The organism is Kitasatospora sp. NEAU-69, assembly GCF_057158765.1.
This window is the reverse complement of sequence record NZ_JBWXUE010000017.1, coordinates 124,014-148,773: the sequence shown is the minus strand read 5'-3', so window position 1 is coordinate 148,773 and position 24,760 is coordinate 124,014. Positions and strand designations below refer to the sequence as shown.

Here is a 24,760-nt window from a genome sequence, read left to right as displayed (position 1 = left end):
TCCGGTACGTCGCGGACCCTGCTGGTCACTCGTTGACGAGGCTCGTGCTGTCGGAGAACTGGGAGAGCCGGAACACCACGAACTCGGCGGGCTTCACCGGGCAGACCCCGATCTCGCACACCACCTGCCCGAGGTCGATGGACTCCGGGGGGTTGTTGTCACGGTCGCACTTGACGTAGAAGGCCTCCGCCGCGGTCTGGCCGAACAGCGCTCCGCGCCGCCACTCCTCGGTCAGGAACGCGGTGATGTTGCGGCGGATGCTGGACCACAGCCGGTCGTCATTGGGCTCGAACACCACCCACTGGGTCCCCAGCAGGATCGACTCCTCCAGGTAGTTGAAGAGCCGCCGCACGTTGAGGTAGCGCCAGGCCGGGTCCGAGGCGAGGGTGCGCGCACCCCAGATCCGGATGCCGCGCCCGGGGAACGCACGCACGCAGTTGACGCCGATCGGGTTCAGCAGGTCCTGCTCGCCCTTGCTGAGGCGGATCTCCAGGTCCACCGCGCCGCGGATGATCTCGTTGGCCGGCGCCTTGTGCACACCGCGTTCGGCGTCGCTGCGGGCCCACACCCCGGCGACGTGGCCGCTCGGGGGGACCAGCACGTTGCGGCCGCTCGCCGGGTCGAAGACCTTGATCCACGGGTAGTACAGGGCGGCGTAGCGGGAGTCGAAGCCGGCCTCGTCCTTGCGCCAGGTGCGCACCTGCTGCGCGTTCTGGTTCGGCGGGGTGTCCAGGACGGCGATCCGGTCGCCCATCTGCTCGCAGTGCGACATCACCGCCAGCTGGACGGTCCTGACCCCCTCCGCGTCGATGGCGCCGCGCTGGAAGGCGCTCATCAGGTCCGGCACGGCGACCATGGTGATCTCGTCGATCGCTTCCAGACCCGCGAACCCGGTACGGGCCGAGGCGTCACCCACGTACTCGGCGGGGTCGATCCGACCCGCGGAGGCCGCGGGGGCCGCGGGGGCCGTCGGCGCGGCCGGCGTAACCGGGGCAGCGGCCAGCGCGAGGCTCTGCTGCGCCGGGCGGCTCGGCGCGGTGCCGGGCTGCTCGGTGACCGCGATCAGCTTCGACTCCCGCAGCTGGGTGACGACGTATCCCTTGCCGCCCTTGCGGGTCGAGACCTCGTACGTTTCGGCCACCTCGCCGCCCTTGCGGACGAGGAGCTTGAACCGGTCGTCCGGGACGTTCTCCCCGTCGGCGTCGGCGATCTCGACGGACACGTCGCCGCCCGCGCCGGGCAGGGCCGAGAACAGGAAGCCCCCGAGCGCGACGGGCGCCGGCGCGACGGGCGCGGGCGCGGACGCAGCAGCGGGCGCGGGCACCGACGCGGGCGCGGGCGCGGACGAGCCGGGCCCGCCGATCCGTACCACGTAGGCGGAGCCGCCGCCGTTGGCGAAGAAGCCGTACACGGCGTGCGGCAGGTACGTGCCTTCGGTGAAGCCGCCGAAGCGCTGCACGTACTGGTCCCAGTTCGTCACCAGCGTGGGCTCGTGGAAGGGACCGGTCTCGGCGAAGCCGACCAGTGCGGCGACGGCCGTGCCGACTCCCTCGATCGGCCGCGCACCGGACTGGACCTCCTCCACGTAGACGCCCGGGGTGAGGTACGACGGCATGCTCGCTCCTTCGGGTGGGCGATCAGTCGCCCCCGAGTCTGCCGCCGGGGCCGCCTCCGCCGACATGTCCCGGAGTCCCGGACCAGGGGCAGGAACGCTGCCCTCGGGGGCACCTGGCAGGTACCCGACGGACACCGGTTCACTGGGGCGACGCACGGGATCAGGCGCCGCGCGGCTCGTCCCCGTCCCCGTCGGCGCCCAGCCACGGCCCGAACTCGCTCTCCAGCACCAGGCGGCCGAGTTTGCGGTACTCCAGCAGCACGGCGGACACCAGCTGTGCCATGCTCAGCGGCCCGCCCGTCTCGGCGGCCAGGTAGGCCGCGGTCACCACGCAGGCCCGGATGGAGCCGCCGGCCAGCTCGAAGCGCCGCGCGCAGAATCCCAGGTCGAGGTCGTCGCCGCGGGGGATCCGGGTGCCCAGGCAGCGGTCCCAGAGCGCAAGCCGCTGCTGCTCGTCCGGCACCGGGAACTCCGCGATGACGTCGAGCCGCCGGGTGAACGCCTCGTCGAGGTTGGAGCGCAGATTCGTCGTCAGCACCGCGATCCCGTCGAAGGACTCCATGCGCTGCAGCAGGTAGGCCGACTCCACGTTCGCATGGCGGTCGTGGGCGTCCTTGACCTGCGAGCGCTTCCCGAAGATCGCGTCGGCCTCGTCGAAGAGCAGCACGCCGTTCACCTGCGAGGCCTCGGTGAAGATGCGCTCGAGGTTCTTCTCCGTCTCACCGATGTACTTGTCCACGACGGTGGAGAGGTCCACCACGTACAGCTCCATGCCGAGTTCCGCGGCGACCACTTCGGCCGACATCGTCTTGCCGGTGCCCGACTCCCCCGCGAACAGCGCGATCACGCCGCGCCCCCGCCCGCCGCCCGGCCGCATCCGCCACCGGCCGAGCACCTGGTCGCGGTGTTTCGCCCGCAGGGCCAGCTCACGCAGGCTGCGCGAGGTGGGGGCGGGCAGCACCAGATCGTCCCAGCCGACCGCGGGTTCGATCCGGCGGGCGAGGCGGGCGAGTCCCACTCCGTTCTGCGCGCGTACCGCGGCGCGCAGGTCGTCGGCGCTCAGCGGGCGGCGTTCGGCCGCCGCCGTCCGGGCCGCCACACCGGCGGCCCTGGTCACCTGGTCCTCGTCCAGCCGGTACGGGGCGAGCGCCTCGGCCAACTCGCCGCTCAGCTCGCCGCCCCCGCCCCCGCCCCCGCCCGCGCCCGCGCCCTCGCTCAGCGCCCGCGCCCACTGCTCGGCGCGCTGCCCAGGGTCCAGCGGCGGGACCACGATCACGACCGGGCTCTCGCGCGCCCAGGCCGGATCCCAGCCACGGGTGCCGTGCGCGATCAGCGGCAGGCCTGCCAGCTCCGCACACAGCTCGCGCAACAGCCGCGCGTGCTCCGGACGTTCGGGCTCGACCGCGTCCAGCGGGCCGAGCACCACACCGGCGCCGCTCAGCCGCGCCTCCCGAGCCAGCGCGCGCACGGCGGCGCCCGGGGGGCGGGCCGCGAGCGCGGCGAGATCGACGACCAGGGGGCGCCGGGCCAGACCCTCCAGCGCGTCGACGGCCAGTCGGCCGGCGTTACCGCCCTGGTCCAGCAGGTACAGCAGGGTGCTGCCGCTCGTCGCGGCGGCGCGGATGCGGCGCTCCGGCTCCGCCAGGCGACGGGCACCGGCACCGGCACCGGCACCGGGCCGGCCGAGCCGGACCAGCCCGTGCAGCGCGCTGTCGGGTTCGTCGTCGCCGAGCAGATGGGCCGTCACCCGGTCGGGTACCCGCAGGCTCCGGGAGAGCAGCGGTCGCTCCGGCTCGGTGATCTCCAGGAGTCCACCGGCGATCAGCGGGGCCTGCGCGGAGAAGCGGAAACGGCCGGCTCCCGCCCCCGGCAGGCCGCACAGTTCGAGCGCGAGTCCGATGGTCGGCCGGCGCAGGGTCAGGTCGTCGTTGAGGTAGCCGTAGAGCCGCTCGAAGCGGGTGTCGAGGTCGGGGGCGAGCGCCACGAGCAGGAGGTCGAGGTCCACCGGGAGCAGGCCGAAGGCGCCGGTGAGCCGGTCGAGCCTCGACGCGGACCCGGACTCAGCCCTGCCGCCGGGGGCCGATGCCGACGCCGCCAGGATCCGCTCCACCGCCTCCGGGGTGAGGTACTGGCCGCGGTACGGGTCGTCCGGGTCCGGGTCGTCGGCCCGGCGCTCGCGGACCACGGTCCTGACCCGCTGCTCGACGCCACGCAGCCGGTCCCACAGGTGCTCCGGGCCGACCGGCGACTCGCTGCCGGCCGGCCCGAGGTCGAGGGAGGTCATCGCGCCGGACCGCCGCGCCGTCGGCGGCCGGGCGGCAGCGGACGCTCCCGGGGCACGGCGAAGCCGTCGTCCGGGGCGGGATCCGCAGCGTCCCGGTAGCGCAGCCTGCGGCCGGGGCCGGCGCCGCCCTCGTGCCCGTCGCCCAGACCGTCGCCCGCCGTCGTGTCGGTGGCGCGCACCACCAGCCCCTCGGTCACCGGAGGCCCCGCGGGGCTGCGCTCGCCGGACAGCGGGGCGAGCACCCGGAGGTCGATCGAGGGCTTCAACTCGCCGCCGAGCGCCGACCACACGTCCGACACCGACGGCACGCCCTCGCTCCGCCCGCCGAGGTCGAGCCCGACCGTGAGCCCGAGCCGGGCGAGGCTGCCGGTGAGCAGGCGCGCGGGCAGCACAGCCGACGCCGTCAGGCACTCCAGCGCCTGCGCGAGCAACCGGTGCTCGTCCTGCGGCCGGTTGGTCCACGCGGTCACCAGGTAGGCGAGCTCGAACCAGCGGGGCGCGCCGCGCCAGGCCACGACCAGGCCGTCCTCGTCGTGCTCCTCGGCGGCGCCGCTGCGCCGGCGGCCCGCGTCCTCGCGGATCGCGTAGAGGAAGACGCTGACCGTCGGAGCGTTGCGCCGGGCGGCCCAGTCCCGGGTGGGCGAGTCGAAGACCAGCTCGACCCCGCGCTCCTGCAGGCCGCTCTCCAGGAGCAGCAGCCGCAGCGCCTCGTCGACCTCGTGGATCACCGCCGTTCCACCTCCTGCGGCGGGCCGATGGAGCCGGCCACCACCAGGAACGGGCAGGTCACCGGCGAGAAGCCGGGACCGGCGGCGGTGATGGTCCGCGGACCCGTCTGGTCCTTGGCGAGGATGAGCAGCTGGCCCGCGAAGGTCCCATCGGCGGCCGGGTAGGTGGGCGCCGCGGCGGCGGTGATGCCGGGCTGCCAGGTGAACGCCACGGGCACGCCCGGTGGGAAGTCCTGGCCGCGCACGGAGGTCACGAAACCGGGCTTGCCGATCGGCGGCACCGCGACGATGCGGGGCTGGAGGATGCTCAGCGGGGTCCTCGCCACGTGGGCGCCCGGGTCGGCGTCCGTGCCGGTGGTGGTCAGCACGGTGGTGAGGGTGGTCTGCAGCGCGGCGGTCGGCGACAGCACCACCTGCACGGACTCGGCGCCGCCCGGCGGCAGGTCGACCAGCTCACAGGCGCCGCCCGAACAGCCGGGCGGCAGCGGCTCGGTGGGGACGCCGGCGGGCAGCCCGAGCGCCAGGTGCAGCCCGGTCGCGAGGGCCTGTCCGGCGTTGCGCACGGTGTAGGTCACGGTCACGTGGCCGCCCACGTAGCCGGGATCCGGCTGGGCGCTGATGGACACCCCGGGGCCGGCCTTCGGCGCCGGCAGCGTCAGGTTCGGCACGACCGTCCCGGCCGGCGGCGAGGCCGATGGTGGCGAGGCGGACGGCGGCGTCACGGCCAGCGGCGAGAGCGGCGGTGGTGGCGGCGGCAGGGTCCGCTGCGGCGAGGACGGCGACGGTGAGGAGGGCGGTGCGGAAGTCGGCGACGCCGACGGTGAGGAAGGCGGTGATGTCGGGGGCGGTGACGTCGGCGGCGGCGAGGTCGGCGGCGGCGCGGCCACGACGGGTACGACCGTCTGCGCCGTGTTGTCACCGGGGTTCGCGTCCAGCACCGCCCCGGCGACGGACCAGCCGAACTGCTGCTCGCCCACCTGGGTGCCGATGACGGTGGCGGTCACCCGGACGACCGCGCCCGGTGCCAGCGTGCCGAGCTCGCACCGCAGCGCCCCGGCGTCGCACTGGCCGACCGGGGCGGTCAGCCCGCCGAGCCGCGCGCCCGTCGGCACCGAGGCCGTGAGCACGGTGTCCGGCGAGGGCGCCGGCCCGTGGTTGGTCACGGTGACGGCCACCGTAGTGCCGGCGCCGGGCACGATCGGGGGCGTGGCGGCCGGCGCGCCCAGCGACAGGTCCACCGACTGCTGGACGCTCGGCTCCTTCTGCCGCCCCGGCAGCCCGCTGTCGATGGGGGTGAGCGTGCCGCTCGCGAAGTCGTAGACCGACAGTCCCTCCGGCGAGTTCGGGGGCAGGGCCCGGCGGGAGGTGAGCACCAGTTGCGAGCCGTCCGCCGTCCAGGCGACGTCGCGCGGCTGGAACGGGCCGGTGGCGGAGGGAGCCGGCAGCGGGCGGTCGCAGGCGCCGTGGTCCTGGCTGAGCCCCGTGGGCAGGATCACCGTGCAGCCGCCGCCGGTCGTCGAGGTGACGAGGACGCCGTCCTGCTGGTTCTCCCCGCCGTCGCCGCCCTTGCGGTTGAACGCGACGCTGCGGCCGTCCGGCGAGAACGCGGGGCTGTCGTCGATGACGTCGCAGGCGCCCGGGCACGCCTTCGCGCTCAGGTCGGTCTGCTGGTCGAGCGCGTCCAGCGGCGCCGTCAGCACGTGCTTGTTGCCGCCGCTGCCGTTGATGACCTCAGTCCTGGTGAAGACGATCAGCTTGCCGTCCGGGGACCAGGAGGGCTGCGCCTCGTACGCCGTCGGCTGGTCGGCCGGCGGCTCGATGGTGGCGACGATCGCGCCCGTCGCCACCTGCGCGATCACCACCCGCCCCGGCCCCGACGCCGCTCCGACGCCGCCCGGAGAGGTCCTGGTGAAGGCGATCAGCGTGCCGTCCGGCGAGATCTCCGGGTCGGTGTCCCAGTCGTTCGGCCCGCGCCCGGCGAGGTTCATCGGCTGTGGGTTCGAACCGTCGGCGCCGGTCAGCCAGATCCGTTCGATGCGGCCGGCGGGCGAGTCCTCGAAGCGGGTCACCACGATCTGCCGGCCGTCCGGGGTGTAGTCCTGCCGCTCGAACCACGGGTCGTAGCCGGGAGCGGGGTTGAACAGCGGGTCGTCCGCGGGGTTGGTGTCGGTGCTGGCGGCCGGGTCCTCCCGGAGCACGCTGACGCCCAGGTCGCGCGGGTCCGTGCCGTCGGGGAGGACGTCCTCCAGGTCGGCCACGTTCGAGGCCGAGGCGCTCGTCTCCCCCACCACCGGCCCGCCCTCGTTCAGCGTGCCCAGCCAGGTCGGCGTCTGGATCAGCCGGTTGTCGCCGTAGACCAGTTGGGGTGGGGTGCAGGAGCAGGTCGGGGCGCGGTAGACGTTCTGGTCCGGCGTCAGGGTGCCGTCGGCGGCGTTCGGGCTCAGGAAGAGCACCCCGCTGCCGTCCGGCAGCCAGGCGGGCGACCCGGTCTGCCAGGTGGCGCCGGTGCCGGGGAAGAACGCCCGGTCGCCGGTGCCGTCGGGCGTGGTGAGCCGCAGCTGCGGGCCGGTCTGGCCGCCCTGGTCCCAGGTGTAGACGATCTGGTCGCGGTGCGCGGGGTCGTCCACCGGGTTCCACGCCGGGTCGATGGCGCTGCCGGTGGTCACGTCGGTGATCCGGGTCGATCCGCCGCCGGCCAGGGGCTGGATGTAGATCTGGGTGTGCGCCGGGTCGGCGTCGCAGGCGTACACGATCCACTTGCCGTCCGGCGAGACCGTGGGTGACGTCTCGTCGGAGCTGGTGTCGGTGAGCCTGCGCAGCCCGGTGCCGTCGGCGTTGACCAGCCACAGGTCCCGCTGCGGCTGCCCGTTGCGGCCACCGGGCTCGGCCGCGTCGAACACGACGGCCTGGCCGTCCGGGGTCAGCGACGGGTCGGCGGTGTCCATGCCGGTGGTGAGCTTGTGCACCGCACCGGCGGCGTCGCGCAGGTACACCTGGGGCAGCGGGCCGTCCCGCAGGCTGGTGAAGACCAGCAGGCCGCCGCGGGCCGAGGGGTCCGTGTCGAAGTGGGCGGGGCCGGGCCCGAACAGCGGTGTGCTGGACGCCGTGCCGGTCACGCTCGCCAGGCTGCGGTGGTCCGTGCCGGCGAAGACGATCCGCCCGGCGTCCGGCGCGGCCGCGGCGGGCGGGCCGGCACTACCCGCCGGGCCGGCTCCCTGCCCGGCCGAGCTCGCGGTGCCCGGCGCCACCACGGCCGCCGCCAGCGACAGCAGGATGGCGGCGCCGGCTCGTGCCGACCGCCGGACGGGGCGGGGAGTACGGCGGGGGGTACCCGGGGCGCCGATCACGCTCAACCTCACAGACCGAACAGACCCAACAGACCGAGAAGGACGGTGCTCCCGGCAGTCTCCCCGGCCCGGGTCCGCGGGGACAGGCCCCCGATACCCGAGCCGGGGGAAGCGGCGGGTGTCCCCCAGGGCAAATAGGCACAGCGCAAGTCGGCGTGGGTCTCAGATGAGCCCCTGCCGCATCGCGTACCCCACCGCATGGGCGCGGTTGCGCAGGCCGAGCCGCGTCGTGACCTCGTGCAGCACGTTCTTGACCGTGCGTTCGGAGTACGAGGTCTGCGCCGCGATCTCACCCGTGTCCAGGCCGTCGGCAACCAGCCGCAGCATCTCCGCCTCCCTTGCCGACAGGGTGGACAGGGTCAGGCCGCGTGGGTCGAGCATCGTGCGCTGGAGGTTCCCGACCCGGTCGAGCAGCCGGGCGAGCAGGTCCCCGGGCATCACGCCCTCGTCGTTCGCGAGGGCGGTGACGAGGTGCACGAGCCGGTCCTGGTCGGCATCCGAGCGGCGCAGCACGGCGGTGACACCGCACTCGATCACGGTCTGCAGGCCGCCGACCTCGAAGTGGCCCACCACCAGCCCGGTCCGGCTCGACGTGCTGAGGCGCAGCCGGCGCAGCCGTTCGGCCACGGCTTCGTCCAGCCGGTCGACCACCATCAGGGAGACCCGCGCCCGCGCGGCCTCGGCGTCCGCGAGCAGCTCCACCTCCGGCCGCTGCCTCAACTGCTGGACGACGCCGGTGTACAGGACGATGTCCTCCGCGTACACGGCCACCGGCACGGGCGCAGGCACCGGGCTCGGCTTGACGCGCACCTCTGCTGGCCCGGCCGGCGCCGGCCGTCGGGTCTCGGTGAACTGCGGTGCCACGAAGGCCTCATGCGCTGTCTCGATCGACGTCATCATCCGCTCCTTCTCCTTCTGCGGCGTCCATGGACGTGCGTGGTGATGATGGACGTATGTGGTCGCCATGAACTGTGTGGTGGTGGCACCGGGCAGCGGCGGGCTGCTCTCGCGGGCAAGGCGTGTGCCCGCGGCTTGCCCGCACGGCTCTCTCCCCGGGCTGCCCGGCGGTCCTACCGTCGCGGTATGACCACATCCGCCGAACTCGGCCTGCCCGCCTTGACGGTGTCTCCCGGAGAGGTGGCGACGACGACCCTGACGGTGCGCAACGACACCGACATCGTCGAGGCGTACTCGCTGGAGGTGGTCGGCGACTGCGCCCCGTGGACGACGGTCGAGCCGGCCCGCGTCTCGCTCTACCCGGGGACGTCCGAGACGGTCACGGTCCGGCTCGCGCCGGCCCGCTCGCCCGAGGTCAGGGCGGGTGAATACCCGCTCGGCATCAGGGTGCTGCCGACCGAGCGGCCCGCTCTGGTGACGGTCCCGGAGACCACGGTCACCGTCACGGCGTTCCACGAGCTGCGCGCCGAACTCGCGCCGCGCCGCCGGCGCGGCTGGCTCCGCGGGCGCTACCGGCTGGCGGCGCAGAACCTGGGCAACGCCGTCACCACGGTGACGTTCGCCCCCGCCCAGGCCGGCGAGGAGCTGCGCTTCGGGTTCGCCCCGGACCGGCTGCGGCTGCAGCCCGGCGAGTCCGCCGAGGCCCGACTGCGGGTCCGCACCCGCAAGTTGATCTGGTTCGGCAAGCCGGTGAGCTGGCCGTTCGAGGTGGCGGTCAACCATGACGGCGGCGCCGACGGCGGTACGGCCGGCAGCGCTGCCGGTAGCGCCGCCGCACCGGTCGGCGCCACGTCGGCCGAGCGCCGGCCGGTGCCGAAGGGCGAGTTCGTCCAGCTCCCGATCTTTCCGAAGTGGCTGCTCGCACTGCTCGCGGCGCTGCTCGCGTTGCTGCTGGCCTGGTTCGCCCTGGTGCGGCCCGCGGTGCAGAGCTCCGCGCGGCAGGCCGCGAACCAGGCCGTCGACCAGAAGGCCGCCGCACTCAATCCGACGCCCACCGGCACGACTGCGGCGGGCTCGTCGGGCTCGGCCGGCTCGGCCGGCGGGCAGACGCCCGGCCCCGGCCGGACCGGGACCGGCACCGGGCAGCAGGGCGGCGGTACCGCCAGCGCCGGCAGCGGCTCTGGCACCGCCGGCGGTCTGGGCGTACCGGGCACCAGTGCGCAGAGCTCCGCGACGATCGACGTGCAGACCGCCGGCGGCGCCGCCGCGGTCGGCAGCTACCAGGTGCCGCAGCGCAAGGTCTTCGGCATCACCGACATCGTCGTCGCCAACTTCCAGGGCGACCAAGGGCTGGTGACCATCAAGTTCGGCGATCAGACGATCACCACCATCGCCTTGGAGACCTTCCGCAACCAGGACTACCACTGGGTGACTCCCATCGAGGTCTCCGAGAACCAGACGGTGACGGCGAGCGTGACCTGCCAGCAGCCGGGCACGCCGGCCTCCGGGAAGCAGGCGTCCGAGTGCCATGAACTGCTGAACGTCAGCGGAGAAATGAGCGATCTCAAGCAGTGAAACGGCGCGCGGCCCCCGCGGCGGCCGGCCCGCTTCGTAGCGAAGCCGACCGGTTCGTCCCTGCAAGCACCAATCCCCGTCAGCCGCCTCCCTTACACCAGGGCCCCGCCCACTCCATCGTGCTCACGATGACCGGTTCGAGAACTCGTGTGCACCCAGCGTAGGCCTGCGGCGCGCAGGCACCAGACCGCAGGCCGTCAAACTGTCAAACCGTCAACGGACTATCCGCGCGGGGCAGCCGGCCGGCCCTCCGGGACCAGTGAAGTGTGCCCTCGCGTCCGGCTGACGCATCGCCACTTCCGCAGTAGCGTTCATATGTTGAGCAGCCGGAGCCGGAGCTGACACGGACAGCCGGACAGCCGGACGGAAGGGACGAACCGCCGTGCACGCTCACGAACCAGCCCGCCGGGCCGACCGGACGGTGGCGCCCAGAGCCGCCCAGGCCACCCGGGCGCCGGCTCCGCCCGCACGCGCCATGGGCCGCGTGGGGGCACTCGCCCTGCAACGGACCGTGGGGAACGCCGCGGTGGCGCGCATGATCGAGGAGGAACGCCGCGGTCTCCGCGGCGACACCGACCCCGGCCACGACTGGGTGCAGCCGGACCCGCAGCCCGTCCAGCGCTCCTCGGTGCACCAGGTGCTGCGCACCGCCGGGCGGCCGTTGGACGGCACCACCCGCCGCGAGATGGAGTCCCGCCTCGGCGCCGACTTCTCCGACGTGCGCCTGCACACCGGCAGCGCGGCCGGCGCCTCCGCGGTCGAGGTCGGTGCCCGCGCCTACACCTCCGGCAACCACATCGTGATCGGGCCCGGCGGCGGCGACCGGCGCACCCTGGCGCACGAGCTCACCCATGTCGTCCAGCAGCGCCAGGGGCCGGTCGCCGGCACCGACAACGGCGACGGCGACGGCCTGAAGGTCTCCGACCCGTCCGACCGCCACGAACGCGAGGCGGAGGCGAACGCCGCCCGCGCGCTGTCCACCCCGCTGGCCACCCCGCTCACCCCCGACCTCGCGCGAACCCCGGGCGAGGGCGCACCGCCGGCGGGCGGAACCGCACTGCAACGGGCACCCAAGCGCAACAAGGACGAGGCAGGGATCAAGGGGAACAGCCCGCCGCCGCACCGCCGCACCCGCTCCAAGGTGCTGGCCGAGAACCTCGATCTCAACAAGCCCACCCTGGAGTTCGAGTCCGGCTACGACGGCCCGCGGACCCAGAAGCTGCACGGCGACCAGAGCATCGGGTTCCAGCAGGTGGCCACCTTGAAGAACCCCGCGGGCGCGCCGCTGAGCACCGCCACCAACTACCACTTCTGGCAGGAGGTCACCGACTCCAACGTGCAGCTCGTCGAGGCGGACGGCATGGACAACGACCAGGCCTCCTCGCGCGAGTGGGTGCAGGACGGCCCCTACCGGCCGCTCTACAACGACCCGGTGATCACCAGCGGTCCGAGCAGCATCGCCTTCCCGGACAACCCCGGTTTCTCGACGTCGGCCAGGATGACGTCCGGGTACTGGCTGAAGTCCTACACCGTCTCGTTCCGCTGGAAGGTCGCCAGGAACACCGGCGCCTGGAACAGGAACCTGCCGTGCTGGACCAGTCCCGTCGTCACCCACACCCTGAACTCGGCCTTCGACGCCGAGAACCCGGAGTCGCCCGCACCGATCACCGCACACGCGGCCGGAAACCACACCTGGGCCATCGACCTCTCCACGGTGGGCGAGGCCTGAGGCCAGTGATCCACTTCACCTCTCCCGCTCCCCGCCGCAGCGACTAACCTGCTGAGCGGACCCGGCCGGAAACCGAACCGGCGGGCCGAACCGGGAGAGGCAGAAGCCCATGCCAGAGCCACTCATCCTCGCCGTCGCAGGCCGCACACCCGAGATCGACCCCACCGCCTTCGTGGCCCGCACCGCCGTGGTCGCCGGGTCGGTGACCGTCGCCGCCGGAGCGAGCATCTGGTACGGCGCGGTCCTGCGCGGCGACGCCGAGTCCATCACGGTGGGCCCGGACACCAACATCCAGGACAACTGCACCGTCCACGCCGACCCGGGCTTTCCCGCCCTTCTCGGCGCGCGGATCTCGGTGGGCCACAACGCCGTCCTGCACGGCTGCACCGTCGAGGACGACGTCCTGATCGGCATGAGCGCCACCGTCCTCAACGGCGCCCGGATCGGCACCGGTTCACTGGTCGCAGCCGGCGCCGTGGTCCCCCAGGGCATGCAGGTGCCGCCGGGCTCCCTGGTAGCCGGCGTGCCCGCCAAGGTGAAGCGCGAACTCACCGAGGACGAGCGCTCCGGCATCAAGACCAACGCCGAGGGCTACCTCCTCCTCGCCCAGGCCCACGGCGACATCACCCCGAAGCCGCCCACCGAAACCCCCGCCTGACGGGAGCCGGGCCTTACCGGACGGCAGGCCTGGACGGGTCGGATCCGTCAGACGAAGGAGAAGCGCGCGGCGGCTTCGGCGGGCGTGCTTCCTTCGCGACGTCCGGGGACGTCGTGGACGGCGGTCGCGCCCTCAGCGCGCAGTTGGTCTGCGGTGGCGTGTCGGGCCATGATCTCGGCGTAGGCGCGGACACCACTGGCGGTGACGTCAGTACGGCCTCGCCTCGCGTGCTGCTGGAGAAGATCGGTGAGGTCCGGGTCGAATCGCAACATGGTCACCGGAGCATCGAAGCGCCTGGCGATGGCGATGAGTCGTGCGCGCGCCTGGGGGGTGACGTTCGTGGACTCGGCGACCGCGCTGCGCCCGGCAGCGAGCCTGGCGACGATCCTGCGGTCACGCTCCTCGAAGATCCGGGCGTCCGCCGCTTCGGAGTCCGCTTCTGCGGGTGCGGTGCCGAAGAGTTCCGCGCGGATCGAGTCGCTGGACACCACGGCTTCCTCCTCGATCTGCCGACGCGCGATCAGTGCCCGAACGAAGCTGGTCTTGCCCGAGGCCGGCGGTCCGACGAGGACGACCAGACCAGCCGGCACTCGGATCGGCCCGGCAGTGCCGGGTGCGGGCGTGGCCGCGTCGATGAGACCACCCTCCTCTCGAAGGCTGCGAAGAGCACCACGCCATCGGCAGGTGCCATGTCCTGACCCGAGCCGCGACCGGGCGCGTCTACGTCTCCGGCCGGATGACGCCGCCGAGTTCGGCCCGGCGAAGTCTGCGGGCCGACTCGGGGGTCGCCCAGCCCCGCAGGGTGGCGTTGATCGTCGCGCGGAACGCGGCCTGGGCCGTGGGGGCGTCGAGAGCCCCGGCCAGTTCCAGGGTCACGAGCCCGTGCAGGGCCACCCAGAGGGAGAGGGCGATGGCCGTCGCCCCGCCGTCGAGGACGGACTCGACGACGCCCCGGTCGATCGCCTCGACGAGCGGCCGGATGGGGTCGCCCGTACCGACCGTTCCTGACGGCTCGAAGGACTGCACCCCGCCGAACAACACCGTGTACAGCTGCGGGTGTCCGCACCCCCAGGTCCGGTAGGCGCCGGCCAGCGCGTAGATGTCGGCGAGGACGTCCTTGGTGGCCGACACCGCCGTCACGGCCGCGAACAGGCCGGCGACGGCTTCGTCGCGTACGGCCGCGATCAGCCCGTCCTTGTTACCGAACAGGGAGTACACCGCCGCCGTGGACGTTCCGGCGGCCGTGGCCACGGCCCGGATGGTCAGCGTCTCGCGCGGGCGGGTGGCGAGCCACTCGGTCGCGCACTCCACGAGCCGCTCTTTGACGGTCTCGTCGTTCGTTCTCGGCCTACCCATGACGAGGAGCCTACCGGTTCTGATAACGTCGTTTTGAAACAACGTTTGGAAACCCTGGAGGTCCCCTTTGTCCGCCATGTCAGCATTCGCCATCCGCCTTGCCCGCCTTGGGGGTTGGTTACTTCTCGCGCTGGCAGCCGTCGTGGCGTCGGCCGTGCTCTTCCTCGGCCTGATCACCCTCACGGACGGGGCAGGCTCGGGGCTCGCGGCCATCGCGGCGACCCTCGCGGTCGGGGTCGCCGTCGCCCTGTGGCGTAGCCGGCGCCGCACCCGGGCGGCGAGGCTCCTGCCGTTCCTGCCGGTGCTCGCCGCAGCAGCCCTGACCGCGTCCGTCTGCGTCCCGGCCTCGCCCACAGCACGGCAGTACCCGCCGGACCTTCCGTTCGTCACCACCGAGCACTGGAACCTGGCCACGGGCAGCCGCGTCGCCGTCTATCACTACCCGCCCGCCACGGCGGCCGGCGCCGCGCACCCCGTACCGCTCGTCTACATCGACGGCGGCCCGGTGCGCGGCATTTCACTGCTCGACCACGGGTTCCTGCAACGGCTGGCGCGGCAGGGCTACGACGTCTACACCTACGAGCAGGCCGGCGGCGGCCGCAGCGACCTGCTGCCCATGGACCAGTACTCGGTCACCAGGTCCGCCCGCGACCTCGGCGCCTTCCTCGACCGCCTGGGCCGGGGCAAGGCCGACGTCCTCGGCTTCTCGTCCGGCGGGGTCACGCTCACCCGGGCCCTCGCCGACCCCGAGGTCTCCGCGCGCGTGCACCGCGCGATCATCGCCGAACCCGGCCCGATGGACGGCCCGACCGCACGGATCGCCGGGCAGAAGGGACGGCCGTCCGCGCGCGACCTCGCACCGGCGATGAGTGGGCCGCGATCGACCAGCACCCCGCGCTACGCGGTGGCGTTCGGCCTGATGCGGCTCGGGCTCCTCAGCCCCGAAACCGGGCTGGTCGGACAGGGCGAGGGCGAGAACGCCTTCACCGCAGCCGACTTGGGCACCGACACCGCCTCCGCCTATTGCGCGAGCGACGCGCACCGCATTCCCGTCGAGAACAGTGCCGAGAACTTCGCCTTCAACCCGGCCGCCAGCCTGCGCGTCGAGCAGACCGTGAAGGACTCGCCCTCGCTCGTGCCGCAGCTGAAGCTCTCCCAGGTCCCTGCGATGCTGATGATCGCCGAGTGCTCCTCGCAGGTCCGCCAGTGGGAGACCGCCGTGCTCGACGCCGACCCGGCGATCCAGCGCGTCCAGTACCTGCCGGGGGTCGGGCACCACCTGTGGAACGGGCTCGACGGCAACGACGAGCGGGCGGCGGCCGTCATCACCGCGTTCCTCCAGGACGCGCCGGCGCCACTGCCGAACTACCCGACGCGGGAGGAGATCCCTGCGTTCCTGCGCGACCACGAGTGAGGTCCTACGCGCCGTGCGGTGTCTTCTCCCAGGTGAACGGTGCGCGGACCAGCTGGACCAGCGCGCGGCAGGCGGCCACGGAGAGCAGGAGCGAATAGGCCGGGGCCAGCAGCGCCTTCCACGCCGAGGGGACGCCCTGGCGGGCGGCTGCGGCGCCGGTCAGCGCGGCGTTCGCCACGATTGACGCGGCGGCGCAGGCGACGGCCGGTGCCACCAGGCCGGCTCCGAGCGGTGACCAGAGCAGCCGGGCGGCGTCCAGGCCGGCCAGCAGCGCGACGCCGAGTTGAGCGAGGGCGGCCGGTGGGGTCGCGGCCACCAGGCCGAGCAGGGTCAGCATGCCCGCCAGGCCGAAGCGGTGGACGGCCGCCAGCGGCCTGCGGGTGTGGACCAGACCGGTCATCAGGAACCCCTTGTACCAGCGGGTGCGCTGCCGCACGAACGGCCCGAGGCCGGTGACGGCCTCGCCCCAGGTCACCGAGGCGATCATCTCGGTGCGGTGGCCGAGCGCGGCCAGCCGCATCCCCAGGTCCGCGTCCTCGGTGACGTTCCAGGCGTCCCAGCCGCCGACCTCCCGCAGGACCCGGGTGCGCAGGTGGTTGCTCGTCCCACCCAGCGGAACCGGCATCCCCAGCCGCTCCAGGCCGGCCAGGGACATGCCGTACCGCAGCGCGTACTCCATCGCGAACTGCCCGGTGAGGAAGTTCCAGTCGGCATTGTGCGGCCGCAACTGTGCCTGCACGCAGGCCAGTCTCTCGTCGGCCTCGGCGAACCTGGCTGCGGCGAGGCGCAGTTGGTCCCGTTCTGGGCGGTCCTCCGCGTCGAAGACCACCAGCAGCTCCCCAGTGGCCTGCATGAGCCCGAAGTTGCAGGAACGCGGCTTGGTCTGCGGCGGCCCGGCCGGCAGCTCGACGACCCGCACGAAGGCCGGCGGATCCGCCGCCAGCACGGCTCGCCTGGTCCCGGGGTCGTGCCGCTCCACCAGGACGAGCACCTCCAGCCGGTCCGCCGGATAGTCCAGCGTGGCCAAGTGGCGCACCAGATCCCCGATCACCGCCTCCTCCCGGTAGGCGGGCACCAGAACCGTGTAGCCGGGCAGCGCCGCGTCGGCAACGACCGGACTCCGGTCCGGCCGGCGCCCCGGCAGCAGGGAAGCGAGCGACACGGCGACAATCACCAGGCCGTTCAAGCACACCAGCGCCGAGAGTCCCACCAGCAACAGCGCCGGCACCGCCACCGCGGCGGCCGTCACCCCCGCCAGGGCCAGGCAGGCAGCGATCCGCTGCCACCGGGCCCAGCCCGTCCTCGCCGCGAAATCAGGGAAGTCGAGCGAGAACTGATTGGCGATCAGGTCTGCCAGGCGGCTCTCGCTGTCGTGCTGCTCGGATGGGGGCACGTCGATAGGCACGCCTATAGGCACGTCGGTAGACACAAGATCAGATAGTAGTGGACATGCCCATTCTCACCGTGCGTCTCAGTGCCCTGCACAGGTGTCCTGGTAGGGCTGGCTCAGCTTGTAGGTGACCTGCCAGTCTTCGGCCGAGAGGCCGCCCCCGGCGAGCCGGCAGGCCAGCCCCACCGGGTCGGCGGCGATCGAGGGCAACGCACCGAGGTCCCACAGCTGGGCGGACCCGTCCACACGGACGACGACGACGGTCTTGCGGTCGGGGCTGAACTGCACGTCCGCCACATCGCTCGCAGAGTCGGGCAGGACGGTGGCCAGACCCGGCGTGGTCGGATCTCCGACCTCGTAGAGGGCCACGGCACCGTTCCGCCTGCCGATGGCCATGAGCTTGCCGTCGGGGTGGAAGCTGATCTGGACCGCGTCCGGCAGATTCAGGATGCTGCTCAGCGGCCTCGGCCCGATGGCCACCCCCAGCGGCCACAGGTCGACACTGTCGGGCCCCGCGGCGGCAAGGACCTTTCCGCCCAGCCCGAACGCGGCGACCGACGCGCCACTCCAAGGGTTCGCCACCACGGCGTCCGGGTCCCTGGGCTTGAGGATCGGCGCCGGCACCGGGGCCGACGGTTTCGTGACGTCCCAGAGCGAGCCCGGCAGCGCGAGCCACCGCCCGTCCGGGCTGAACGCGGTGGGTGTGTGAAGGACGGTCGCCATTCCGAGCTTGTCCAGCGTGGCCAGTCGGACCGGGGCGGCGGGATTCGCGACGTCCCACAGGCCGGCCCAGGAATCCTTGTAGAACGCGCCGCCCGCGACCGCGAGCACACCGGACTTCGGGCTGAACGCCACCGAGCCCACCCCCGCCGGCACGGTCAGGGTGGCCAGTGTCCGGGGCCGCTGCGGGTCGGAGACGTCCCACAGCGTGAGCCGGCCCTGATCCTGCATCAGGCCGTCCCCGGTGCCGACGGCCACGACGGTGCCGCCCCGGTCGAAGGCCACCGCCCCGACCGGCCAGCCGCTCTGGCCGGCGAGCGGCGCCAGCTCACGGGGGTGGGACGGGTCCGTGGTGTCCCAGAGGTGCGCGTCGCCCGAGGATCCGCCGGTCACCAGCAGGCGCCCGTCGGGGCTGAAGGCGGCGTTTCTCACATCGTTGCCCGCGAGTGAGGAGAGTTCCGTCGCCGCCGCGGAGCGGCCGTTGGCGAGCCACTCGGAGAGCGCTCCGTCCGTATCGGCAAGGAGAACCCGCTGGCCGTCCGGGCTGAATGCCGCGGCGCCGATGCCCGTGAAGTCCCCTGGCGTGGTCTGCTGGGAATCGCTCCCCTGGGAGGCCGGGGTGGCACCGTGCGAACCGGTCAGGACGGTCCGGGCCTGGGGGTGGGCCGGGTCGGAGATGTCCCAGAGGCGGGAACTCCCGTCCATGGCCGAGACGACGAGCTGCCCATGGGGGCCGAACGCCATGGCCCCGACCCAGTCGGAGTTGTTGAGGACCGTCAGCTTCCGCGGAGCACCGGGGTTGCTGAGGTCCCAGAGCATGGCCGACCGCTCGTAGGAGGTGGCCAGGATCGGGTCCGTGGTGCTGTAGACGGCCGGCCCGTTGCTCAGCGCCTGTTCGGCCACCGCGTGCGGGTTGGTCGGATCCGAGACGTCCCAGACCTGCCAACCGGTGCGATGGGTGATGGAGCCCGGCGTGAGCGATTCGTCCTTGCCTTCGATCTCGTCGGAACTGGTGACCAGTGTCCGGCCGTCGGGGCTGAAGGTCGCGGCCCCGGCCTGGGTGGCGGCGACCGGTGCGCTGAGCCGCCGCGGCGCCGCGGCATCGCTGCCGTCGCTGATGTCCCAGAGCGTCAGCGTGCCGGTTGCGCCGTCACCGGCGAGGACGGCCAGGCGACGGCCGTCCGGGCTGACGGCCGCGCCCTGCGCAGGGGCACTGACATCCGCCTGGAACGGCAGCTTTCGCGGCTGCTGCCGATCCGAGAGGTCCCACAGGATCACGTCGTTGGCGGCGGGTGCTGCACCGGACGCGCCCGGGCTTGGGCTCGCAACGGTGACCAGCATCCGCTGGTCAGGGCTGAACAGGAGTTCCCGGACAGGGTGGACGTGGTCCCGCAGGGTAGCGAGCAGACGCGGATGCCGGACGTCGGTCGTGTCCCAGAGCCGCACCGTCGAGGGCTCGCCGGTCTCGATCTCCGCCAGCATGCTGCCGTCACCGCTGAAGACGGCCATGTCCGGCTTGGCCCCCACGGCCCCCTGCGGTGAACTGCCGTCGAGGGGTGTCTGCTGGAGGGTGGTGAGCAGTCCGGCTCGCCCGTCCTGGGTGGGATCGAGACGTAGCGCGGTCAGGCTCAGCCTGAGGGACTGCTGCGGGTCGCTCGCCCGCAACAGTTCGGCCTGGGCCCGTACCAGCGCCTCCGAAGCGATGTTGGCGTTCGTGGTCGCCTCCTGGCGGCGCTGTTCCGCCAGCCTCTGCTGGGTGAGCGCGGCTTGCTGGGACACCACGGCGATCACCGAGAGCACGAGCAACAGCACGATCGCGGTGCGCCGGACGATCCGGCTGCGCCGGCTGCGGCGGAGCGACGCGTCCAGAAAGGTGGTGGCAGTCGGCCCGAGCCCCTGCCGCCCGGTGCGCGCGGCCCAGCTGCGAGCCGCGTCCAACTGGCCGCCGCGGTACAGCAGCTCGGGGTCGCGGCGGGGCGAGCGTGCCCAGTCGGCGGCCGCCTCTTCGAGCTTCTGGCGCACCAGATTGTCGGCGCGGTCCGCGTCGATCCACCGCCGCAGCCGGGGCCACGCGTCCAGCAGAGCCTCGTGGGTGATCTGGACGGTGTCGCTGAGCCTGGTCAGCAGTCGTCCGCGGGTGAAGCCGGCGAGCACGGCATCGGCGGCCGCGGGATCCAGGCCTTCGGTCAGCGCGCGCTCGGTCCGTGCGCGGCGGGTGTCATCCGATCCTTCGCCGATTCTGACCAGCCGTCGGAAGATCACCGTGGCGGCCTGCTGCCCGTCCGCCGGCAACCGGCGGTAGACGTCCTCCGCAGTCGCGGCGACGGCACCCTGGATCCGGCCGGAGGCCCGGTAGCCGTCGACGGTCAGGATCGAACCGTGCCGCTGCTGCCAGGTGACCCGGAGCGCGTGGGCGAGCAGCGGCAGGCGCCCGGCCTCGTAGCCGCGCTCGGGCGCCGAGCCGTCGCCGCCGCCGTTCTCGTCACCGCCGTCGCCGTGCTGCCCGTCGGAGCCTGGCGACGAGTGCGCGGCAACGCCCAAGTCGCTCAGCAGCAGCTCGACCAGGCCCTCCTCGAACTCCAGACGCTCCCGCTGCGCGGGGATCAGGATCGCCTCGCGCAGCTCGTCCCGGCCCATCGGCCCGAGGAAGACCTGCCGGTGCTCCAGCGCCGCACGCAGCGAGTCGTACTGCGCGAAGCGGGCGTAGAAGTCCGCGCGAACGCCGTAGACGACCAGCGCGACCGGCCCGTCGGACCCGTTCGCCGGCTGCTCCGCCAGGCGTTCCAGCGCGGTGACGAAGCGGTTGCGCTGCTCCTCGCCGGCCACCTGGGTGAAGAGCTCCTCGGCCTGGTCGACGATCACGAGCAGCCGGCCGGCCCGCTGCCGCTCCAGCGCGGTCCGGAGCCGGTCGCCGAGGGCCCGCGGGTCGTCGGCCAGCTCGCGTTCGACGTCGGCCGGGTCACCGTCGGTCAGCGCGGCCAGGTGCCTGGCGAGCGCGACCACCGGGTGGGCGCCCGGGGTGAACACCAGGCAGGGCCAGCGACGTGACCCCGGCAGCACCCCGCGGGCGAGTGCGGGCACCAGGCCCGCCTGCAGCAGCGAGGACTTGCCCGCGCCGGAGGCGGCCACCACCGCGACCGCACCGCCGTCCCGGAGGCACTCGTCGAGCCGGCCGGTCAGCCTGGCGAGGGTCCGGTCACGGCCGAAGAACCACTGGGCCTGCTCGGCGCCGAACGCGGTCATCCCGGGGTACGGGCACTCGTCACTGCTGTTGCTGCCGTCGCTGCTTCCGCTTCCGGACTCGACCCGGCGGACGCGGTGAATGCCGTCCCCGTAGTGCACATGCAGATCGCGGGCGGCGATGTGCTGGTCACCGGCGGCCATGTAGATGGTGCCGGAGCCGGATGCATAGGCCTCCAGCCGGATCGGAGGTTCGCTCACTGCCCGGTGATGTGCATGTCGCGGCCGGACATGAAGACCTTCGCGTGGTCCGAGGCGGTGGCCCGCATGGTCACCCGGCTCCCGCCCGTGCCGGACTCGTCCTCGGACTCGGCTTCGTCCCGGTTCAGTTCGGCCACCAGCTCACGCAGCTCCGCGGCGAGCGAGGGGTCGGCCCGCAGCGCGTCACGCAGCCGGGCCCGCCACTCAACGGCCAGCTCCTGCGCCACCTGCTCGTCCCCGGCCTCACGGGCCGCCAGCAGCTCCTCGCGGGTCTCGCTCAGCTGGGCCTCGACGGCCTCCGCCGCCTCGGGCTGCTGCCCGTGCCGGCGGCGCCACAGCGCCGTCACCGCGTTCTTGGCGTTCTCCCAGCCGTCGGTTGCCAGCCGACCCACCAGCGCGGTCGCCGCCGCCGATGCCAGTGCCACCAGTTCGGGATCCATCCCCGGTCCCCCGCCTTTGCAGACATGTCCGTTCGTCAACCCGGTGCCGCCATTCTGCTGGCCGACCCGATGCCCGAACAACTCCCCTGGTCATGACGGCAACCGGACAAGCCACGGGCCTGGCGGGCGCCGCCGGCGCTACGTGGGGCGGGCCCGGGTCCGGGCGGGTGAGGCGAGGACGCAGTCCCCGCACAGGCCGCCCGCGTGGTCCGGGGCGGCTCGGTAGATCAGGCAGCAGCTTCGGCGGCGGAAGGCGGTACCGTCGGCCGCCGTGCTGCCGGCGCCGCGCAGTGGCGGCTGCTCCAGCAGCAGGCCCGCGAACTCGCGTGCCCGTGGGCCAAGTTCGGGGGCCGTGCGGGCGATGGCGGCGGCCGCTCCGTTGACGGCCGAGGCGACGTTGCCCCAGAGGATGTGCGGCGAGACCGCGTAGGCGCCGGTGGCCTCCACCAGGTCGCGGATCGGCCCCTCCAGCAGTTCCGTGCCCAGCCGCGCGGCACGTTCGGCCGGGTCGGCCACCGGCGCAGCCGTCCGGTCGGGCAGGGACAGCGGGAACATCGAGCCGAGCGTCGGCTGCCATCTCGCCTCCCGCAGGCCGTACGGGAGCACGGCGCCCGTGAGCACGGCGACCGCGAAGGGCGGGGAGAGCAGCCGGGAGGCGAGGCCCAGTTGGGTCACCGAGGCGGCCACCCGCAGCTCGACGGCCTCGCCGGGCTGCCCACTGCCCGCGGCCAGGTAGCCGCGCACGGCGGTCACCCGGTCGCGCAACACCGAGGGGTCGTCGAGCAGTTCGCCCATGCTCCGCCAGGGCTCCTCGGCCGGGGTCGGGCCGTGCACCTCGAAGGCGAAGAAAGGCCCGAGGGCCGCGATCCTCTCCGGGATCGCGGCCCTGGGCTCCGGGTGCGTCGTGGCGGACGCCGTGGTGGACGCCGTGGTGGACGCCGTGGCAGGCCGACGCTCCGGCTCGGTCATGCCGCCGCGACCGGCTTCGGCTGGACCGGGGCGGGCGCCGGCGCGGGCGCCACAGCGGTCTCGGTGCGCGGGTTGAGCAGACGCTCCGCCATCGGCCCGAAGACGAGGCCGAGGCAGGCCCAGAGCAGCAACTGCGCGGCCACCGAGTAGAAGCGGAAGCTGAACAGCGTGTCGGCGGGGAACCCGGGATAGACGATGGTGCCCCTGGCGTCGGCCAGCGGCAGCGGCGTCTCCGTCGCGTGGTGCCCGAACTCGCTCACGTTGTCCGAGAGTTCACCGAGCGAGGGAAGCAGCGCCATGATCGTGCCGAGCACCAGCACGTAGCCGGCCCCGGCCAGCAGGGCGGCGTTCCAGTTGCCGAAGCGGGCCTGCAGGCGCTTGCCCAGCCAGACGGCGGCGACCAGGAAGACCACCGAGCAGAGCACCATGCCCAGGTACAGATTGCCCCGGTCGCGGATCGTGTCGGGGTGGCCGATCGACGGCGGGTTCGCCGGGTACTTGATGAACGGCACGAAGTACAGGCCGAGGAAGCCGCCGAGCGCCACCAGCATCGCCAGGGTGCGCGGCCGCAGCTTGCCGACCCGGCCCAGGCAGACGGTGTACGCGACCGCGAACAGCGCGCCCATCGCCATGCCGAAGAACACCATGCCGACGCCGATGCCGATGTTGGCCTGGACGGTGCGGCTGAAGATGTCGGGGCCGGCGTCGGCGACCGGCGCCCCGGCGGCCTTGTCCAGCGCCTCCTGCGCGGCGTCGCGGCCGCTCTCGTAGGCGATGGCCGCGTTGATCTGCGGTTCGGCGAAGATTCGTGCGAAAACGAACGCGAGCAGGCCGGCCACTGCGCCGGCGATCACGCCGCGCAGGATGAGTCTCTTTTCCATGTTCTTGGTTCTGTCCGTACTCCGGTTCGTCAGTGGCAGGGGAAGCCGAGGAAGTGCCGGGAGTCGTGCACGAACTCGTGGATGTGCATGTCCTTGCCGAAGACGGAGTAGGCGCCCTGGTCAACGCCGATGAAGTAGTACACCGCGAGGGCGATCAGCGCGGTGCCGACCAGCCAGAGAACCGCCCGCGACACCGGCATGACGACCGGGGTGGGAATGGCGGCAGGATTGGACAGACTGCTCACAGTTGGAGCCTCCTTCAGGGGATCGTGCGTCCCACAGGTGATTTGGAGCGCGGTGATGGCGTCGTATCTGACTGACGAACCGCCCGGGGGCCGTTCGCTCACAGTGGCGCGACCGTGCTGGAGTCTCACCAGCTTCCCTACGCCATCACTACCTGGGGAAGGTTAGGGCCCTGCCGATGAGCCGTCAATCGCCTCCGTTCGCAACCTTGGTCCGGGCAGGCACCGCCGTGGCGCGGGGCTCAATGTCGGTGGGCGCATTTAGGCTCGGTTTTGGCCATGGAGTCCGACGTGAGGGACGTGAGTGTCATGTCGCGTGTTCGAGTGCACAATTTCAGCGTGTCGCTGGACGGCTTCGCCGCCGGGGCGGGACAGGGGCTGGAGACCCCGTTCGGGCATGCCGGGACTCGGCTGGTCGAGTGGTTCTTCGAGACCCGCGCCTTCAACGAGATGAACGGCAAGGCCGGCGGCCGCAGCGGTGTCGACAGCGCCCTCGCCTCGACCTGGGGGCCCGGGATCGGGGCGGAGATCATGGGCCGCAACAAGTTCGGTCCGCAGCGCGGCCCGTGGACCGACGAGGAGTGGAAGGGCTGGTGGGGAGCGAACCCGCCGTTCCACACCCCGGTGTTCGTGCTGACGCACCACCCGCGCCCGCCCGTGGAGATGGAGGGCGGCACGGTCTTCCACTTCATCGACGCCACGCCGCAGGAGGCGCTGCGGCAGGCCCGCGAGGCCGCGGGCGGCCTCGATGTGCGGATCGGCGGGGGCGCGGCCACGGTCAGGCAGTTCCTCGCGGAGGACCTGGTCGACCACCTCCACGTCTCCCTGGTCCCGATCGTCCTCGGCCGCGGTGAGCGGCTGTGGGACGGACTGGAAGGGCTGGAGCAGCGGTTCCAGGTCGAGTCGGTGACGACACCCAGCGGCATCACCCATCTGACCTTCACCCGCCCGTAGCTCCGCCTCGGCGACGGATCGCGGTCACCCACACTGCCCTGCACTGCCCTTGTATGCAAATTTATTTGCATCTACTCTGGGCGGCGCAGGAGCTGTTGCATGGCTCCGGCTGATCTCTGT

Annotated in this window: 18 protein-coding genes and 1 riboswitch; of the genes, 5 read left to right on the top strand and 13 right to left on the bottom strand. The window is 73.0% G+C overall.

Features of this window, described 5'->3' with window-relative positions; translation table 11 throughout:
• Positions 1 to 25 precede the first annotated feature (25 nt).
• The 5 genes from AC060L_RS21140 to AC060L_RS21120 form a co-directional block, all read right to left on the bottom strand.
• Positions 26 to 1,615, bottom strand: coding sequence for a phage tail sheath family protein (locus tag AC060L_RS21140; protein WP_483800387.1), 1,590 nt, complete (start codon positions 1,613 to 1,615; stop codon positions 26 to 28).
• 160 nt (positions 1,616 to 1,775) lie between these two features.
• On the bottom strand, positions 1,776 to 3,899 hold the full coding sequence (locus tag AC060L_RS21135) for an ATP-binding protein (protein WP_483800386.1): 2,124 nt from the start codon (positions 3,897 to 3,899) through the stop codon (positions 1,776 to 1,778).
• Positions 3,896 to 4,627: a Pvc16 family protein gene (locus tag AC060L_RS21130; RefSeq protein ID WP_483800385.1), complete on the bottom strand. Its 732-nt coding sequence runs from the start codon at positions 4,625 to 4,627 to the stop codon at positions 3,896 to 3,898. The genes AC060L_RS21135 and AC060L_RS21130 overlap by 4 nt, the downstream gene beginning before the upstream one ends.
• The gene (locus AC060L_RS21125; protein WP_483800423.1) at positions 4,624 to 7,971 is read right to left on the bottom strand and encodes a hypothetical protein; all 3,348 of its coding nucleotides are present in this window, start codon (positions 7,969 to 7,971) and stop codon (positions 4,624 to 4,626) included. Before AC060L_RS21125 ends, AC060L_RS21130 begins: the two co-directional genes overlap by 4 nt.
• A 165-nt stretch (positions 7,972 to 8,136) precedes the next feature.
• Positions 8,137 to 8,871, bottom strand: coding sequence for a helix-turn-helix transcriptional regulator (locus AC060L_RS21120; protein WP_483800384.1), 735 nt, complete (start codon positions 8,869 to 8,871; stop codon positions 8,137 to 8,139).
• Positions 8,872 to 9,057: 186 nt separating this feature from the next.
• Between AC060L_RS21120 and AC060L_RS21115 the strand changes: the two genes are divergently transcribed.
• The 3 genes from AC060L_RS21115 to AC060L_RS21105 all read left to right on the top strand — a co-directional run bounded on the left by AC060L_RS21115 (position 9,058) and on the right by AC060L_RS21105 (position 12,833).
• A complete protein-coding gene (locus tag AC060L_RS21115; protein ID WP_483800383.1) occupies positions 9,058 to 10,446 on the top strand; it encodes a COG1470 family protein in 1,389 nt (462 codons plus the stop codon).
• A gap of 535 nt (positions 10,447 to 10,981) precedes the next feature.
• Complete coding sequence (locus tag AC060L_RS21110; protein ID WP_483800382.1) at positions 10,982 to 12,175, top strand: eCIS core domain-containing protein; 1,194 nt, start codon at positions 10,982 to 10,984, stop codon at positions 12,173 to 12,175.
• A gap of 109 nt (positions 12,176 to 12,284) precedes the next feature.
• Positions 12,285 to 12,833, top strand: coding sequence for a gamma carbonic anhydrase family protein (locus AC060L_RS21105; RefSeq protein ID WP_483800381.1), 549 nt, complete (start codon positions 12,285 to 12,287; stop codon positions 12,831 to 12,833).
• A 47-nt stretch (positions 12,834 to 12,880) separates the two neighbouring features.
• Here the strand turns inward: AC060L_RS21105 and AC060L_RS21100 are convergent, their stop codons facing one another.
• Both AC060L_RS21100 and AC060L_RS21095 read right to left on the bottom strand, forming a co-directional pair.
• The gene (locus AC060L_RS21100; protein WP_483800380.1) at positions 12,881 to 13,423 is read right to left on the bottom strand and encodes an AAA family ATPase; all 543 of its coding nucleotides are present in this window, start codon (positions 13,421 to 13,423) and stop codon (positions 12,881 to 12,883) included.
• Positions 13,424 to 13,553: 130 nt separating this feature from the next.
• Positions 13,554 to 14,189, bottom strand: coding sequence for a TetR/AcrR family transcriptional regulator (locus tag AC060L_RS21095; protein ID WP_483800379.1), 636 nt, complete (start codon positions 14,187 to 14,189; stop codon positions 13,554 to 13,556).
• A 76-nt stretch (positions 14,190 to 14,265) separates the two neighbouring features.
• Here AC060L_RS21095 and AC060L_RS21090 point away from each other — a divergent pair, with 76 nt between their 5' ends.
• Positions 14,266 to 15,603: an alpha/beta fold hydrolase gene (locus AC060L_RS21090; protein WP_483800378.1), complete on the top strand. Its 1,338-nt coding sequence runs from the start codon at positions 14,266 to 14,268 to the stop codon at positions 15,601 to 15,603.
• A gap of 4 nt (positions 15,604 to 15,607) precedes the next feature.
• On the opposite strand, the gene AC060L_RS21085 is transcribed toward AC060L_RS21090, so the two are convergent.
• From AC060L_RS21085 to AC060L_RS21060, 6 genes are all read right to left on the bottom strand, one after another.
• Positions 15,608 to 17,008 (bottom strand): glycosyltransferase, encoded by a 1,401-nt coding sequence (locus AC060L_RS21085; protein WP_483800377.1) that lies wholly within the window; start codon positions 17,006 to 17,008, stop codon positions 15,608 to 15,610.
• A 66-nt stretch (positions 17,009 to 17,074) separates the two neighbouring features.
• Positions 17,075 to 21,154, bottom strand: a complete 4,080-nt coding sequence (locus AC060L_RS21080; protein WP_483800376.1) for an nSTAND1 domain-containing NTPase — start codon at positions 21,152 to 21,154, stop codon at positions 17,075 to 17,077.
• Positions 21,151 to 21,594, bottom strand: coding sequence for a hypothetical protein (locus tag AC060L_RS21075; RefSeq protein ID WP_483800375.1), 444 nt, complete (start codon positions 21,592 to 21,594; stop codon positions 21,151 to 21,153). The genes AC060L_RS21080 and AC060L_RS21075 overlap by 4 nt, the downstream gene beginning before the upstream one ends.
• Positions 21,595 to 21,732: 138 nt before the next feature.
• Positions 21,733 to 22,563: a (2Fe-2S)-binding protein gene (locus tag AC060L_RS21070; RefSeq protein WP_483800374.1), complete on the bottom strand. Its 831-nt coding sequence runs from the start codon at positions 22,561 to 22,563 to the stop codon at positions 21,733 to 21,735.
• Positions 22,560 to 23,444 (bottom strand): CbtA family protein, encoded by an 885-nt coding sequence (locus AC060L_RS21065; RefSeq protein WP_483800373.1) that lies wholly within the window; start codon positions 23,442 to 23,444, stop codon positions 22,560 to 22,562. The genes AC060L_RS21070 and AC060L_RS21065 overlap by 4 nt, the downstream gene beginning before the upstream one ends.
• 29 nt (positions 23,445 to 23,473) lie before the next feature.
• Entirely contained in the window at positions 23,474 to 23,689 is a 216-nt protein-coding gene (locus AC060L_RS21060) for a CbtB domain-containing protein (RefSeq protein WP_483800372.1), read from the bottom strand.
• A 40-nt stretch (positions 23,690 to 23,729) separates the two neighbouring features.
• A riboswitch (cobalamin riboswitch) is annotated at positions 23,730 to 23,851 on the bottom strand.
• A gap of 144 nt (positions 23,852 to 23,995) precedes the next feature.
• Here AC060L_RS21060 and AC060L_RS21055 point away from each other — a divergent pair.
• Positions 23,996 to 24,640 (top strand): dihydrofolate reductase family protein, encoded by a 645-nt coding sequence (locus AC060L_RS21055; protein WP_483800371.1) that lies wholly within the window; start codon positions 23,996 to 23,998, stop codon positions 24,638 to 24,640.
• Positions 24,641 to 24,760 lie beyond the last annotated feature (120 nt).